We start from the raw sequence: 16,572 nt of genomic DNA, 5'->3' as shown, positions 1-16,572 counted from the left end.
CAGCCTGCGGCAGCGGCTACGCGGCCTGTTCTTCGCCAGTGTCCTTGATCAGGTGTGCCGCCAGGGTCCGCAAGGGGCCCAGTTGGCGGCAGATCAGCGCCAATTGGGTCTGCACCAGGCGCTGGCTTTCATCGATCTCATCCGGCATCTGCTCCAGCTCGTTGGCCAGGGCTTCTTCGGCATCGCTCTGGATTGCCACCGGCTGCTTGTTCGCCAGGCCCTGGGCGATTTCATCGATGCTGCTGGCCAGGCTGACCCCGGCCCCGTCGATCAACTGTTCGCGGACTTCCGCCGGCAACTGGGTTTCCCGGTGCGCGCCGAGGCCGGAGAGGTAACTGAGCAGGGTGTGCGACAGCACCAGGAAGCGGAAGCCCACGTCCGCTTCCTTACGGAAATGCCCGGGTTCCATCAGCATGTTGGCCAGGGTGGTGGACAACGCCGCGTCGGCGTTGTGGGCATTGCGCCGGGCCAGGCGGTAAGCCAGGTCGTCGCTCTTGCCGGCCGCGTACTGCTGCATGATCTGGCGCAGGTAGATGCTGTTGCAGGTCAGGGTATTGGCCAGCACCTTGTTCAGGCGTCGGCCCTGCCAGTCCGGCAGGAACAGGAACACCGCCAGGCCGGCGATCAGGCTGCCCAGCAGGGTATCGAACAGGCGCGGCAGCAACAGCCCATAACCGTCGCCCACCTGGTTGAAGCAGAACAGCACCATGATGGTGATGGCGGCGGTGGCCAGGGTGTAGCGGGTGGTGCGGTTGGTAAAGAACACCACCCCGGCGGCGATGGCGAACAGCGACTGCACCAGCGGGCTGGGAAACAGGTCGAACAGCGCCCAGGCGACCACCAGGCCGATGGCGGTGCCGATGATCCGCTGGCCCAGCTTGCGCCGCGTGGCGCCGTAGTTCGGCTGGCAGACGAACAGCGTGGTGAGGATGATCCAGTAACCCTGGGACGGGTGGATCAGGTGCACCATGCCGTAGCCGATGGTCAGGGCCAGGGGCAGGCGCAGGGCGTGGCGAAACAGCAGCGACGTCGGGGTCAGCTGGGTGCGCAGGCGGGTCCAGACGTCCTTGAGGTTGCGCGGCGAACGGTCCAGCAGGCTGCTGTCGGTGGCGTCGGCGAGGGCGTCGGGGTTGCTGGCGTCACTGAGCAGGCGGTCGAGGGTGCCGAGGTTGGCGGCCAGCGCCCGCAGCGAACGCAGCAGGCCGCGCCAGGCCGGGTTGCTCTGGATGCGCAGGTGTTCCAGGGAGGCGTGCAGGTCGCTCAGGGCCTCGGCGAAGCTGGCGTCGTAGACAAAGGGCTGGCGCAGCTGGATGGACTCGCCCAGAGCCCGGCAAGCCTTGCCTTGCTGGCGCAGCAGGCGCTGGCAACGGAACAGCACATCGCTGTGGAAGAAGGCATCGGCCAGGGCGTTGTAGGGGTAGTGGGACGAGCTGGCGCGTTCGTGGATGTCCTGGGCGAGGAAGTACAGCTTCAGGTAGCGGCTGACCTTCGAGCCCGGCCGGCCGTTGCCGACCCGGTGCAGGATGATTTCCTTGGCGGCGTTCAGGGCCGCCACCACCCGGCCGTTCTGCTGCGCCAGTTCCAGCCGGCGCGCTTCCACGTCCAGCTGGCGGATCGGTTCGAACAGCGATGACTTGAGCTTGAGGTAATAGCCCAGCTCGCGGAACAGGCGCGCCAGGCTCTGCTGCACCGGCTGGTTGGAAAACATCGCCTGCCACAGCACCGACAGCAGGCCGTACCAGGCGGCGCCGGCCACCAGCAGCAGCGGTTCGTGCCAGAAGTCGGTGACGGCGCCGCCGCGCTGGTCCACGCCGATCATGGTGTAGACCGACAGGATCAGCGTCGCCGAGGCAATAGCCCCGTAACGTTCGCCCAGGGCGCCGAGCATGGTCAGGCCGAAACTGGCCAGTGCCAGGGCGATGACGAAGATCCAGGGGTAGGGGAACAACAACTCGACGGAAAGGGCGGCGACGCTGAAGCACACCAGGGTCACGGCCAGGGCATTGATCCGGCCTTGCCAGCTGTCGTCGGTCTCGGCCAGGGCGCTGGCGATAATCCCCAGGAACAGCGGGATCAACAAAGCCATTTCGTCCTGGTACCAGCACAGCGCCATGCTCCCGGTCAGAGCGATGAACACCCGCACGCTGTAGCTGAATTTATCCAGCGCCCAAAGGCGCCGCAGTGACTGACGAAAGCTGGTCGATGACATGAAGTGAGAAAGCCTTCCGGGGCGATGCCGCTAAATTGAGCCAGTATTGACGACCGCGCAATGGGGTCGTCACATCCGACAGCAAATTCTGTTCCCGCCCGGAGCCGGAGTGTTCATCCGGCGTGTTGCCGGACGCTCACTGTAGCCGCTGCCGAAGGCTGCGATCGACCCGAAGGGGCGCGGCGATCTGACGTCCCCTGAGGTCCTGCGGACCTATCGCAGCCTGCGGCAGCGGCTACAGGTCAGGTGGATGCCGGCGCTTCAGACGTACTGTGCGGCCGCGTAGCCGGAGGCCCAGGCCCACTGGAAGTTGAAGCCGCCCAGGTGGCCGGTGACGTCCAGCACCTCGCCGATGAAATACAGCCCCGGGCTCTTCAGCGATTCCATGGTCTTGGACGACACCTCGCGGGTGTCGACGCCGCCCAGGGTCACCTCGGCGGTGCGATAACCCTCGGTGCCGGCGGGCACCAGTTGCCAGCTCGCCAGCTTGCTGGCGATGTCCGCCAGTTCGGCGTGGGTGTATTGCTTCATCGGCTTGGAGACGAACCAGCTGTCGGCCAGCAGGCTGGCCATCTTCTTGGTGAAGATCTCGCCAAGCAGGGTCTTGAGCTCGCTGTTGGGACGTTCGGCCTGCTGCTGTTGCAGCCAGCCCGGCACGTCGTGGTCCGGCAGCAGGTTGATCTCCAGCATGTCGCCGGGTTGCCAGTACGAGGAAATCTGCAGGATCGCCGGGCCGCTCAGGCCGCGGTGGGTGAACAGGATGTTCTCGCGAAAGCTCATGTCGTTGCAGCTCACCAGGCAGTCCACCGAGGTGCCGGACAACTCGCCGCACAGCTCCTTGAGCTGGTCGGTGATGGTGAACGGCACCAGGCCCGCGCGGGTCGGCAGCAACTCGTGGCCGAACTGCTTGGCCACCTGATAACCGAAGCCGGTGGCGCCCAGGGTCGGAATCGACAGGCCGCCGGTGGCGATCACCAGGGATTCGCACTGCAGCTGGCCGAGGGTGGTTTCCAGCAGGTAGCCGGCGTCGAGCTTCTCGATCTGCTGGATCGAGGTGTCCAGGTGCAGCTGCACGCCGACCTGGTCGCACTCGTCGAGCAGCATGCCGAGGATGTCGCTGGACTTGTTGTCGCAGAACAGCTGGCCGAGCTTTTTCTCGTGGTACGGCACGCCGTGCTTGGCCACCAGGCCGATGAAGTCCCACTGGGTGTAGCGGGCCAGGGCCGACTTACAGAAGTGCGGGTTCTGCGAGAGGAAGTTGCCGGGCTCGGTGTACATGTTGGTGAAGTTGCAGCGCCCACCGCCGGACATAAGGATCTTCTTGCCGGCCTTGTTGGCGTGGTCCAGCAGCATCACCTGGCGACCACGACCGGCCGCGGTCAGCGCGCACATCAACCCTGCGGCGCCAGCGCCAATGATCACGACTTCGGTAGAGCGCAAAACGGTGTCCTCACACAAGTGTCGCAGCAACCCCGTTCCCGTAGGAGCGAGGCTTGCCCGCGATGAACGATAACGCGNNCGCTCCTACAAGAGCGTGGTGGTATTACAGGATGCGCACGCGCAGCGAACGGCCCTTGATCTTGCCGCTGTTCAGGCGTTGCAGGGCCTGCTTGGCGATGCCGCGGTCCACGGCGACATAGGCCTGGAAGTCGAAGATCGCGATCTTGCCGACCTGGGTGCCGGGGATGCCGGCTTCACCGGTCAGGGCGCCGAGGATGTCGCCCGGACGCACTTTGTCCTTGCGCCCGGCGCCGATGCACAGGGTGCTCATGGCCGGCAACAGCGGGCCGCCGCCCTGGGATTTCAGGCTGTCGATCTGTTCCCAGTTCAAGGGCGACTTCTGCAGTTGCTCGATGGCCTGGGCGCGGTGCGCTTCGGACGGCGCCACCAGGCTGACCGCCAGGCCCTTCTCGCCGGCGCGGCCGGTGCGGCCGACGCGGTGGATGTGGATCTCCGAATCCCGTGCCAGCTCGACGTTGATCACCATGTCCAGGGCATCGATGTCCAGGCCGCGGGCGGCCACATCGGTGGCCACCAGCACCGAGGTGCTGCGGTTGGCGAACATCGCCAGCACCTGGTCGCGGTCGCGCTGTTCCAGGTCGCCGTGCAGGCCTACCGCGGACATGCCCTTGGCGGTCAGGTGGTCGACGGTTTCCTGGACCTGCTGCTTGGTGAAGCAGAAGGCCACGCAGGATTGCGGGCGGAAGTGGTTCAGCACCTTGACCACCGCGTCGATGCGTTCTTCCGGCGAGATCTCGTAGAAGCGCTGCTCGATCTGGCTGTCGGCGTGCAGGGCTTCGGCCTTCACCTGCTGCGGGTCGCGCATGAACTTCGAGGCTAGCTGCTTGATGCCCACTGGGTAGGTGGCGGAGAACAGCAGGGTCTGCCGGCGCTCGGGGGTGTAGGCGATGATTTCTTCGATCGGGTCGTAGAAGCCCATGTCCAGCATGCGGTCGGCTTCGTCGAGGACCAGAGTGTTGAGACCGTCGAGCTTCAGCGAACCTTTGCGCAGGTGCTGGGACAGGCGGCCCGGGGTGCCGACGATGATGTGCGCGCCGTGTTCCAGCGAGGCGATCTGCGGGCCGAAGGACACGCCGCCGCACAGGGTCAGGACCTTGATGTTGTCTTCGGAGCGGGCCAGGCGACGGATTTCCTTGGCCACCTGGTCGGCCAGCTCGCGGGTCGGGCAGATCACCAGGGCCTGGCAACCGAAATAGCGCGGATTGATCGGGTTCAGCAGGCCGATGCCAAACGCGGCGGTCTTGCCGCTGCCGGTCTTGGCCTGGGCGATCAGGTCCATCCCCTTGAGGATCACCGGCAAGCTTTGCGCCTGCACCGGCGTCATCTGGGCATAACCGAGTGAGTCGAGGTTAGCCAGCATGGCGGCGGACAGCGGCAAAGTATTAAAAGCGGTGGCAATGGTGGTCACGGGACGGGCCTGCAAAACAAAATGTCGCGCAGTGTATCAGTCCCGCTCCCGTTACCTGCAATTTCTGGACGAAAAGTAGCCAGATATTCCGCCCTATCCCCTGTAGGAGCGAAGCTTGNCAGATACACCGCCTCGCGAGCAAGCTTCGCTCCTACCGTCGGTTGCAGTCGGTTGCGGTCAATGCTCGATGTGCTGTTCCTGGGGCGCTTTTGCCCGTTTGCCATCCTTGGGCGACAGCTGCAGGAAGATCGCCGCCGCCAGCATCGCCATGATCCCCACCGTGAGGAAGGTCAGCTGGAAGGCGCCGAGCACGGTGCTCACGCCGTCGTTGCCGACTTCGGCGGTGAAACCGCCGAGCAGCGCGCCGGCGCAGGCCACCCCCAGGCTCAGGGACAGTTGCGCCACCACCGACAGCAGGCTGTTGCCGCTGCTGGCGGAGGCATCGTCGAGGTCGATCAGGGTCACGGTGTTCATCGCCGTGAACTGCAGCGAGTTGATCGCCCCCAGCACCGCCAGCATGCCCAGCAGCAGCGGGTAGGGTGTCTGCTGCGTGACCAGGCCCATGCTGGCGAGCATGATCCCCAGCGCCAGGGTGTTGCCGGTGAGGACGATGCGATAGCCCAGGCGTTCGATCAGTGGGCGGGCGATGGACTTGGCCAGCATCGCCGCGGCGGCCAGCGGCAGCATGCTCATCCCGGCCTGGGACGGTGAATAACCGAGGGCCACTTGCAGCAGCAGCGGCACCAGGAACGGCAGGGCGCCGCTGCCGAGGCGGGCGAACAGGTTGCCGAGGATGCCCACGGCAAAGGTCCGCACCTTGAACAGCGAAGGCGCGAACAGCGGATTGTCGATGTGCCCGGCCCGCAGCCAGTAGGCCGCGAGGCAGGCCAGGCCGCCGAACAGCAGCAACATCACCCGCAGGTGTGGCAGGTGCAGTTCGCCCAGGCCTTCCATGGCGATGGTGATCAGCACCATTGCTGCGCCGAACAGCAAAAAGCCCAGGCTGTCGAAACGTGTGCGCTCGCTGCCGCGCAGGTCGGGAATGAACTTCCAGACGGCATAACAGCCGATCACGCCCACCGGCAGGTTGATCAGGAAGATCCAGTGCCAGGTCAGGTACTGCACCATCCAGCCACCCATGGTCGGGCCGATCAGCGGGCCAAGCAGTCCGGGAATGGTGATGAAGCCCATGATCCGCACCAGCTCCGAGCGCGGGTAGGCGCGCAGTACCACCAGCCGGCCGACGGGCAGCATCAGAGCACCGCCCAGGCCCTGGATCACCCGGGCGCCGACCAGCAGGCTCAGGGAATTGGACAGGGCGCAGAGCAACGAGCCGATGCTGAACAGCAGGATGGCGCCGAAGAAAATCTTCCGCGTGCCGAAGCGGTCGGCGATCCAGCCGGAGGCCGGGATCAGCAGCGCCACGGTGAGCATGTAGGCGATGACCACGCCCTGCATGCGCAACGGATCTTCCGCCAGGTCGCGGGCCATGGCCGGCAGGGCGGTGTTGAGGATGGTCCCGTCGAGGGATTGCATGAAAAAGGCGATGGCCACCACCCAGGGCAGCCAGCGGGCGGTGGTGGCGTCAAGCTCGGCACGGTTGGGCATGGGACCTCTTTCTCGTTATGAACACCTATCCCCCTGTAGGAGCGAAGCTTGCTCGCGATAGCGGCATAACATTCGACATCGATGTCGAAGATCAACCGCTACCGCGAGCAATCGAGCATTGACCGGTTGCCCCTGCAATCGCATCGCGGGNCCCGCGATGACGGTTACAAGGTCAACGTCAGCCGGCTCACCAACGCGCCCGGCAGCTGCGCCGAGGCGGTCTGGCGCTGGCTGTAGGTGCTGGCCGACAGCAGCAGCTCGCGCTCCCGGGTCAGGCCTTCCAGGTGCGAACCCAGCAGGCTGTAGACGCTGTCATCGAAACGCATGGTGCTGACAGGTGCCTGGATCTCGCCGTTCTCCACCCAGAAGGTGGCGAAGCGGGTCATGCCGGTCAGGCGCGCCGCCGGCTGGTCCGAGTAGTTCAGGTACCACAGGTTGCTGATGTACAGGCCGGTGCCCAGTTGCTTGAGGATGTCCTGCTGCGACAACTGCCCGGGCGCCATGTTCAACGCGCTGGGGTATTCGCCGCTGCCGGCGCCGTTGGTGGCCAGGCTGTATTCGGCGGCGCTGCGCGAGTTGATCAGTTGCCCCTGGGCGACGCCGCCGGCGATCAGCGACAGGTCGCTGCGCGGGTAGCCTTCATCGGAAAATGCTGGGCTCAATGAACCAGTGACCTGCTCGTCCAGCGACACCAGGGGGCTCAGGCTGGCATCGCCGGCATAGAGCTTTTGCAGCGGGCTGTGCTTGCTGGCAATGGACTGGGCGGAAAAACCGCCCCAGCTCAGCATGCCCATGATTTCCTCCAGGGCCGCCGGCGCCAGGTAGGCGCGATACTGCCCGGGCGCCAGGGTGCGCAGCGGTCGTCCGAGAAACGCCAGCTGTTCCCGGGCCTGCTGGAAGCGCTGGGCGAAGCCTTGGCTGCTCCATTCGTGCCCGGCGTAGCTGGCTTTGACGGCCTGGCCATTCTCGTGGAACAGGCTGAAGTCGAAGTTGAAACTGTTGGCCTGATGCCAGCCAAAGGCCCCCGAGGAGCTGGCAAAACCACGGCTGATCGGGCCGGCGGCATAGAACCCCACCAGGTCCAGCCCGGCGGCGGCCTGGCCGATTTCGGCCACTACCTGCTCGCTGCTGGGCAGCGGGTGCTCCTGCACATTGTGGGTGTTCCAGGCGTCGTGGTTGAGCAGCAGGTACGGGTCCTGGGGCAGCAGCGGCAGGGTCTCGCGCAATTGCTGCAGGCCTTCGGCCAGGCGCTGGATGTCGACCAGCGGGTCGCCGGCGAGGGTGATGCTGAGGTCGGCATGGCGCCCGCCATCGATCAGCTTGAAGCCGAGGCTGGCCTGCTGCACTTGCCCGGCTTGGCGCACCTTGGCGTGGTTGAAGCGGATGAACTGCGAAGACTCGGCGGCGTAGCTCAGGGTGAACTGTTCGGGCTCGCGCACGGCATCGCGCAGCCATTGCACCAAAGCCTTGAACTGCTCGGCCTGATTCAGGGACGTACTCATCAGGCGTCTCCTCCAAATACATCGACATTGCTGAAAACACAGGCCGGCGAGGCGTGGCCGACGCGGATCACCTGGTTCGGTTCGCCCTTGCCGCAGTTCGGCGTGCCCAGGACCTTGAAGGTGCTGGCGTCGCCGACGGCGCTGAGGCTCTTCCAGAAGTGCGCGGAAATCGCCCGGTAGTTGGGGTTTTTCACCACGCCCTTGAGTTCGCCGTTCTCGATCAACTGACCCCATTCACAGCCGAACTGGAATTTGTTGCGCGCATCGTCGATGGACCAGGAGCGGTTGGTGGACATCAGGATGCCGTTCTCGATACCGCCGATCAGCTGCGCCAGCGGCTGGTCGCCGGGCTCGATGTTGAGGTTGGCCATGCGGTCGATGGGCGGGCGGTTCCAGCCGCAGGCGCGGCTGTTGGCCACGCCGTCGAGGCCGGCGCGGAATTGCGAGAGCGCGCCGCCCAGCGGGCGCAGCAGCAGGCCTTGCTTGATCAGGAACTGCTTGCTGGCGGCCGTGCCGTCGTCGTCATGGCCGTAGCTGGCCAGTTGCTCGGGAATATCCGGGTCGAAGGTCACGTTGAGCAGGCTGGAGCCATATTGCAGGCTGCCGAAGTCGCTGCTTTTCACGAAGCTGGTGCCGGCGTAGTTGCGTTCGTCGCCGAGGATGCGGTCCAGTTCCAGCGGGTGGCCGATGGATTCGTGGATCTGCAGCATCATCTGGTCCGGCATCAGCAGCAGGTCGCGCGGGCCCTGGGGCGTATTGGGCGCCAGCAGCAGTTGCAGCGCCTGGTCGGCGACCTGGGTTCCGGCACCGATCAGGCCGCAGCGGCTGATCACGTCGGCGCCGCCCTGCTGGCCGAAGTTCTCGCGGCCCAGGCTGCGGGTCTGGCTGTCATTGCCGTCGTAGGCGGTGACGTCCATGCCCGGGTAGACGAAACGCTGGGCCTGGCGCAGTTCGGCGCCGGCGCTGTTGAGGTAGATCTGCTCGACATGGGTGAGGCCGAGGCTGACCTGCCAGTTCACCAGGCGCTCGTCCTTGGGCACGGCCGCGGACTCGTCGCCGAGCAACTGGTAGCAGTCGCTCAGGGATGGAAAGGGCTGCTCGAGGTTGGGCGAGAAGTAATCGGCGCGGTCGCTGGACACCGGCTGTTCGCGCAGGTCGAGCAGGGCGTGGGCGGCGATCAGCCGGGCCTGTTGCTCGGCGCGTTGCAGCGCGGCCTGCAGGCCGTTTTGCGACAGGTCGTTGGTCGCGGCGTAAGCCTCGACGCCATTGACCCGCACGGTGAGCATCGCGCCTTCGTCGCGGCTCAGGCTCGGCGGCTCCGCCACGTTCTTGCGCACCGACAGGTACTGGCCGGATTCGCGCACGTAGCGCAGGGAAAAGAATTCGGCGCCCGTGCGCAAGGCAGCGAAGCGCTGCTTGAGCTGGGGGTGGAAATCGAACATGTGAGGAACCTCCATGTGAACAGCAGTAGCTTCGGGCCAAGGTTTTCTGTAGGAGCAGCCGGTCGACGCTCGATTGCTCGCGATAAAGCCCGAAGGGCTTTGCGGCAAGGTCGAAAAGGTCTTGGGGAGTGCTGGCGAGCGCCTAGATTAGGCCTGCGCGATAGGCGGTATCAAGCGGGGAAGGGGGAGGAAATGTTGGAGAACTGTAGTTGTGGCCAATGGCTGTGATTCGGCGATCGGGTCAATGCCTGATGAATCGGGGTGACTGGTTTGCGTCGGCTTCGCCGCCGATCGCAGCCTGCGGCAGCGGCTACAGGCCGGATACAGCAAAACGGCGCCGATCGTTGCGATCGGCGCCGTTCGACGTTACTGCGCGGTAGCGCTCACTTCGCGTACCGGCTTGCCACGTACCGGGGCATCGCCCGCCACGTAGTAGGCCGCCTTGCTGCGTGGCAGAGGCTGACGGCCACGGATCTTGTCGGCGATTTTCTCCGCCATCATGATCGTCGGCGCGTTCAGGTTGCCGGTGGTGATGATCGGCATGATCGAGGCATCGACCACGCGCAGACCCTGCATGCCATGCACGCGACCCTGGCCATCGACCACGGCCATGTCGTCGGTGCCCATCTTGCACGAGCAGGATGGGTGGAATGCGGTTTCGGCGTGCTCGCGGATGAATTTATCCAGCTGCTCGTCGGTCTGCACTTCGATGCCCGGGCTGATTTCGCGGCCGCGGAAGGCGTCCAGTGCCGGCTGTTGCATGATTTCCCGGGTCAGGCGGATGCCGTCGCGGAATTCCTGCCAGTCCTGCTCGGTGGCCATGTAGTTGAACAGGATGCTCGGGTAGTCGCGCGGGTTCTTCGACTTGAGCTGGATCCGCCCGCGGCTTGGCGAACGCATGGAGCCCATGTGCGCCTGGAAGCCGTGTTCCTGTACGCCGTTGCTGCCGTTGTAGTTAATCGCCACCGGCAGGAAGTGGTACTGGATGTTCGGCCATTCGAACTCTTCGCGAGTGCGGATGAAGCCGCCGGCTTCGAACTGGTTGCTGGCGCCGATGCCGGTGCCGTTGAACAGCCACTCGGCACCGATGGCTGGCTGGTTGTACCAGAGCAGCGACGGGTATAGCGAGACTGGCTGGGTGCAAGCGTACTGCAGGTACAGCTCCAGGTGGTCCTGCAGGTTCTCGCCGACGCCCGGCAGGTCATGGACCACCGGGATGTCCAGGCTTTCCAGCAGGGCACGCGGGCCGACGCCGGAACGTTGCAGCAGTTGTGGCGAAGCGATTGCGCCACTGCACACCAGCACTTCCTTGCGGGCACGGGCTTCGACGCGCTCTTCGGCGGAGCCGACCAGGTAACGCACGCCAACCGCACGCTTGCCTTCGAACAGGATCTTGTCGGTCAGGGCGTGGGTGACGATGCTCAGGGTCGAACGCTTTTTCGCGGTGTCGAGGTAGCCGCGAGCGGTACTGGAGCGACGGCCTTTAGGCGTCACGGTGCGGTCCATCGGACCGAAACCTTCCTGCTGGTAGCCGTTGAGGTCTTCGGTACGCGGGTAACCGGCTTGCACGCCGGCTTCGACCATGGCGTGGAACAGCGGGTTGTTGCCGGCTTTCGGCGTGGTCACGCTGACCGGGCCTTCGCCGCCGTGGTAGTCGTTCGGGCCGATGTCACGGGTTTCCGCCTTGCGGAAGTACGGTAGGCAGTCCAGGTAGGTCCAGTCTTCCAGGCCTGGCAGTTTGGCCCAGCCGTCGTAGTCCATGGCGTTGCCGCGGATGTAGCACATGCCGTTGATCAGCGAAGAGCCGCCCAGGCCCTTGCCGCGACCGCATTCCATCCGGCGGCCGTTCATGTACGGCTCTGGATCGGTTTCGTAGGCCCAGTTGTAGCGGCGGCCTTGCAGCGGGAACGCCAGGGCGGCAGGCATCTGGGTACGGAAATCGAAACGGTAGTCCGGGCCGCCGGCTTCGAGCAGCAGCACGGTGACGCCTTCGTCTTCGGTCAGACGGGTCGCCAGGGTGTTACCGGCGGAGCCGGCACCGATGATGATGTAATCGTATTCTTGGGACATTGAATGCACCCTCTTTGGAGTTGGTCAGGTCTGGCCATGGCGAGTGCTGCGCACTCGATCGCGGGCAAGCTCCGCTCCTACAGGAGATTTGCGTGCTTCTGTAGGAGCGAGGCTTGCCCGCGAAGACGGCCTCGCAGGCGAAGCGAATTTCGCCTTAGAACACTGAGGCGTAGTCGCCCAGCTCGACCTGTACCGATTTGATGCGGGTGAAGTTGTTCAGCGAGCTGATGCCGTTCTCGCGGCCAACACCCGACTGCTTGTAGCCACCGACCGGCATCTTGGCGTCGGATTCGCCCCAGGCGTTGATCCAGCAGATACCGGCTTCCAGCTGATGAATCACGCGGTGCGCGCGGTTCAGGTCGCGGGTTACCACACCGGCGGCCAGGCCGAAGTCGGTGTCGTTGGCGCGACGGATCACTTCTTCTTCGGTTTCGTAGGTCAGGATGCTCATCACCGGGCCGAAGATTTCTTCGCGAACGATGGTCATCTCGTCGGTGCAGTCGGTGAACACGGTCGGTGCCACGAAAGCGCCTTTGCCGAATGCGCCGTCGGTCAGGCGTTCGCCGCCGCACAGCAGGCGGGCGCCTTCTTCCTTGCCCTTGGCGATGTAGCCCAGCACGCTTTCCATGTGGGCGAAGCTGACCAGCGGGCCGAAGTTGGTGTTTTCGTCTTCCGGGTTGCCAACGCGAATGCGCGCGACGCGCTCGACGATCTTGGCTTCGAAAGCGGCTTTCAGGTGGCTCGGTACGAAGACGCGGGTGCCGTTGGTGCAGACCTGGCCGGAGCTGTAGAAGTTGGCCATCATCGCAGTGTCGGCGGCGCGATCCAGGTCGGCGTCGTCGAAGATGATCAGTGGCGACTTGCCGCCCAGTTCCATGGTCACGTCTTTCAGCGAGGAGCTGGAAGCGCTGGCCATGACCTTCTTGCCGGTGTCGGTGCCGCCGGTGAAGGAGACTTTCTCGATGCGCGGGTGTTCGGTCAGCCAGGTGCCGACTTCGCGGCCGCTACCGGTCAGGACGTTGAACACGCCAGCCGGAACGCCGGCTTCGGTGTAGATCTCGGCCAGTTTCAGGGTGGTCAGCGAGGTGACTTCGCTTGGCTTGAAGATCATCGCGTTACCGGCCGCCAGGGCTGGCGCGGATTTCCACAGGGCGATCTGGATCGGGTAGTTCCACGCGCCGATACCGGCCACGACGCCCAGCGGCTCGCGACGGGTGTAGACGAACGAAGTGGTGCGCAGCGGGATCTGCTCGCCTTCGATGGCCGGTACCAGGCCTGCGTAGTATTCCAGCACGTCGGCGCCGGTGACGATGTCGACATACTTGGTTTCGGAGTAGGCCTTGCCGGTGTCCAGGGTTTCCAGGGCAGCCAGTTCGTCGTTGCGCTCGCGCAGGATGTCCACGGCGCGACGCAGGATGCGCGAACGCTCCATGGCGGTCATGGCAGCCCAGATCTTCTGGCCTTTCTCGGCGCTGACGACAGCGCGCTCGACGTCTTCTTTAGTCGCACGTTGCACTTGAGCGAGGACTTCACCGTTGGCCGGGTTGATGGCGTCGAAGGTGGCGTCGCTGCCGGCGTCGGTGTAGCCGCCGTCAATGTAGAGTTTTTGCAGTTCGAAACGGGCCATATAGTCCTCGCAAGTGCATAAGTGGTTGGCGTTAACCACTGGGCACGCCATGTAGCCTGGGCGTGCTGGTCAGTGGCAGTTCAGGGGGCCGAGCGTCTTGTAATGTGCTCTAGCGCTCCTGCTTAGCCAGTTGGAAATCCATGTATTCGTAAGCGATCCGGTGCGCCTGCTCGGTGTCGAAAGCATCTCCCGACAGCGCGCCGCGCAACCACAAACCGTCGATCAGGGCTGCCAGGCCTCGCGCTGCGCTGCGTGCATCATCCAGCGGCAGGACGCGGCGGAACTGGCAGCACAGGTTGGAATACAGGCGGTGATCGTTGATCCGCTGCAACCTGTGCAAAGACGGGTGGTGCATGCTGGTGGCCCAGAAGGCCAGCCAGGTTTTCATTGCCGGGCCATTGACCTGGCTGGCGTCGAAGTTGCCTTCGATGATCACCTGGAGGTGCGCCCGCGGGCTGCTGTCCTCCAGCGCCTGACGGCGCGCGGTGACGTTCTCGCTGAGGACACTCATCAGATACTGCGCCGTGGCGGCGATCAGGCCGTTCTTGTCCTGAAAGTAGTGACTGATGATGCCGTTCGAGACACCGGCCAAACGGGCGATCAGCGCAATGCTGGCGTCCCCCATCCCGACCTGATCGACCGCCAGCAACGTGGCTTCGATCAACTGCTGGCGGCGTATGGGTTGCATACCGACCTTGGGCATCTTGCACATCTCCTTAGGCCTGCTGGCAGTCGTGAAACGGCTACCGGCGTGAGGGCCAGTCTATTTTGTTTTGATTGAACGTTCAATCAACAAAGAATAAGATCTGCGACAAATCGTCGCTGCCTCCAGGTCCTTCCTGCGTGTAGATGGCGGAAAAGCGACCTCCGAAAAAGTCTGAAACCCAAGCAGGGCATAGCGTGAGCCAGCGAGGACGGATGTGTTGAATGGGCAAGACGCTTAAGGCCAGGTGACGAACTGCACGTTTGCACTCGGCCTTCGACGCTGGTTCTCAACGCAACTCCTGCAGGTTCGGGCTTTTTTCGGGGTGTCTTTATATCACCCGTCGGTCGGCTGCCAACTAACCGATTGGTCGGGTGCCGTGTTGCCTTGTGTTCTTCTCTCGCACTGCCTGGAGCATCTGTGCCATGAGTTCTGCCTCTCTTATAAAGACCCCACCGGAAAAGGTGCGGGTCAACGGTTGGGTGTTCTACACCTCTACCGCGCTGATCCTGTTGCTGACCGCCATTCTGATCATCGCCCCGCAAGAGGCCGGCAGATTGCTCGGCATTGCCCAGGCCTGGTTGTCCCGCAGCTTCGGCTGGTACTACATGGTGGTGATCGCCGCCTACCTGGTCTTCGTCGTCGGCCTGGCGTTTTCCTCCTATGGCAAGCTCAAGCTGGGGACCAAGCAAGACACCCCGGATTTCAGTTATGGCGCCTGGGCCGGCATGCTGTTCTCGTCCGGTATCGGTATCTCGCTCTTGTACTTCGGCGCTTCCGAACCGCTGGACCACTACTTCAACCCGCCTGAAGGCGTACCGGGCAGCAACCAGGCCGCGCGCCAGGCGCTGCAGCTGACGTTCCTGCACTGGGGCCTGCACGGCTGGGCGATCTACGCCCTGGTCGGCCTGGCCGTGGCCTACTTTGCCTACCGTCACAACCAGCCGCTGGCGCTGCGTTCGGCGCTGTATCCGCTGGTGGGCGAGCGCTGGGTCAAGGGCGCGGCCGGCCACGCGGTGGACGGTTTCGGCATGTTCGTGACCCTGCTGGGCCTGGTGACCAACCTGGGCATCGGCTCGATGCAGGTGTCTTCCGGCCTGGAAAACCTGTTCGGCATGGAACACAGCAACACCAACCTGCTGATCGTGATTATCGTCATGAGTACCGTGGCCACCATCGCCGCGGTATCCGGTGTGGAAAACGGCATCCGCCGCCTGTCCAACCTGAACATCGTGCTGTTCAGCGGCCTGCTGATCTTCGTGCTGCTGTTTGGTCCGACCCTGCACCTGCTCAACGGTTTCGTGCAAAACGTCGGCGACTACCTCAACGGTGTGGTGCTCAAGACCTTCGACCTCTACGTGTACGAAGGCGACAGCGCCAAGTCCGACCGCTGGCTGGGCCTGTGGACCCTGTTCTACTGGGCCTGGTGGATTTCCTGGGCGCCATTCGTCGGCATGTTCATCGCGCGTATTTCCCGTGGCCGTACCGTGCGCGAGCTGGTGGCGGGCGTGCTGCTGATTCCGCTGGGCTTCACCCTGGCCTGGCTGTCGGTGTTCGGTAACTCGGCCCTGGACCTGGTGATGAACCATGGTGCGGTGGAGCTGGGCAAGACGGCGCTGGAACAGCCGTCCATGGCGATCTACCAGTTGCTGGACCATTACCCGGCGTCGAAGATTGTCATCGGTGTGTCGATTTTCGTCGGCTTCGTGCTGTTCCTGACCCCGGCCGACTCCGGCGCGGTGATGATGGCTAACCTGTCCTGCAAGGGCGGCAATGTCGACGAAGACGCCCCGCACTGGCTGCGGATCTTCTGGTCGGTGGTGATCACCCTGGTGACCGTCGGCCTGCTGTTCGCCGGTAACTTCGAAGCCATGCAGACCATGGTGGTGCTGGCCGGCCTGCCGTTCTCGGTGGTGCTGGTGTGCTTCATGTTCGGCCTGCACAAGGCCATGCGCCAGGACACGCAGATCGAACAGGAGCAGGCGGAACTGGCGGCCCGTGGCCGTCGTGGTTTCAGCGAGCGCCTGACCCAGCTGGACCTGCAGCCGACCCAGGCGGTGGTTCAGCGGTTCATGGACAAGCACGTGACGCCGGCACTGGAAGAAGCCGCTACCCAGCTGCGCAACCAGGGCTTGGATGTGCAAACCCTGCTGGGCAAGTCCAAGCGCTGCATGGGCGTGCGGATCGAGATGGAAGAGGGCAACCCTTTCGTCTATGAAGTGAGCCTGGACGGCTATCTGGCGGCGCCGAGCGAATCGGCCGATGCGCCGGAGGAGCGTGCGCGCTACTACCGCGCCGAGGTCTACCTGCACAACGGCAGTCAGGAATACGACTTGATGGGCTTCACTCAGGAGCAGATCACCCGTGACGTGCTCGATCAGTTTGAAAGCCATCGGCAGCTCCTTGGCCGGGTTTATAGCTAAGAGGTGAGGGGGCGCGGTGTAGCCCTGTTACACCGCGTCGCATTCATCGCGGGCAAGCC

The 16,572-nt window shown here is 64.2% G+C and carries 10 protein-coding genes; 1 reads left to right on the top strand and 9 read right to left on the bottom strand.

The genetic code is table 11. The features are described from left to right. Positions 1-16 precede the first annotated feature (16 nt). From yccS to betI, 9 genes are all read right to left on the bottom strand, one after another. Positions 17-2,209, bottom strand: a complete 2,193-nt coding sequence (gene yccS / locus ACTJKT_RS19660) for a YccS family putative transporter (protein WP_440788232.1) — start codon at positions 2,207-2,209, stop codon at positions 17-19. Positions 2,210-2,470: 261 nt separating this feature from the next. Further along, positions 2,471-3,649, bottom strand: a complete 1,179-nt coding sequence (locus tag ACTJKT_RS19655) for an NAD(P)/FAD-dependent oxidoreductase (RefSeq protein WP_440788231.1) — start codon at positions 3,647-3,649, stop codon at positions 2,471-2,473. A 103-nt stretch (positions 3,650-3,752) separates the two neighbouring features. After that, a complete protein-coding gene (gene dbpA / locus ACTJKT_RS19650; protein ID WP_230589677.1) occupies positions 3,753-5,090 on the bottom strand; it encodes an ATP-dependent RNA helicase DbpA in 1,338 nt (445 codons plus the stop codon). 225 nt (positions 5,091-5,315) lie between these two features. Beyond that, entirely contained in the window at positions 5,316-6,746 is a 1,431-nt protein-coding gene (gene mdtD / locus ACTJKT_RS19645; protein ID WP_440788230.1) for a multidrug transporter subunit MdtD, read from the bottom strand. Between the two features lie 164 nt (positions 6,747-6,910). Continuing rightward, positions 6,911-8,248, bottom strand: coding sequence for a TldD/PmbA family protein (locus tag ACTJKT_RS19640; RefSeq protein ID WP_440788229.1), 1,338 nt, complete (start codon positions 8,246-8,248; stop codon positions 6,911-6,913). Next, positions 8,248-9,690 (bottom strand): TldD/PmbA family protein, encoded by a 1,443-nt coding sequence (locus tag ACTJKT_RS19635; RefSeq protein ID WP_440788228.1) that lies wholly within the window; start codon positions 9,688-9,690, stop codon positions 8,248-8,250. Before ACTJKT_RS19635 ends, ACTJKT_RS19640 begins: the two co-directional genes overlap by 1 nt. A gap of 366 nt (positions 9,691-10,056) precedes the next feature. Beyond that, on the bottom strand, positions 10,057-11,760 hold the full coding sequence (gene betA / locus ACTJKT_RS19630) for a choline dehydrogenase (protein WP_097306653.1): 1,704 nt from the start codon (positions 11,758-11,760) through the stop codon (positions 10,057-10,059). Between the two features lie 154 nt (positions 11,761-11,914). Then, on the bottom strand, positions 11,915-13,387 hold the full coding sequence (gene betB, locus ACTJKT_RS19625) for a betaine-aldehyde dehydrogenase (RefSeq protein WP_440788227.1): 1,473 nt from the start codon (positions 13,385-13,387) through the stop codon (positions 11,915-11,917). Between the two features lie 109 nt (positions 13,388-13,496). After that, complete coding sequence (gene betI / locus ACTJKT_RS19620) at positions 13,497-14,090, bottom strand: transcriptional regulator BetI (protein WP_007925978.1); 594 nt, start codon at positions 14,088-14,090, stop codon at positions 13,497-13,499. A gap of 425 nt (positions 14,091-14,515) precedes the next feature. On the opposite strand from betI, the gene betT reads away from it, so the two are divergent. Next, positions 14,516-16,513, top strand: coding sequence for a choline BCCT transporter BetT (gene betT, locus ACTJKT_RS19615; RefSeq protein ID WP_440788226.1), 1,998 nt, complete (start codon positions 14,516-14,518; stop codon positions 16,511-16,513). The last annotated feature ends 59 nt before the right edge of the window (positions 16,514-16,572 follow it).

The organism is Pseudomonas sp. 22526 (genome assembly GCF_052044735.1).
GTDB lineage: Bacteria > Pseudomonadota > Gammaproteobacteria > Pseudomonadales > Pseudomonadaceae > Aquipseudomonas > Aquipseudomonas piscium.
The sequence above is the reverse complement of the archived record's forward strand: the minus strand, read 5'-3'. Positions and strand labels throughout refer to the sequence as shown.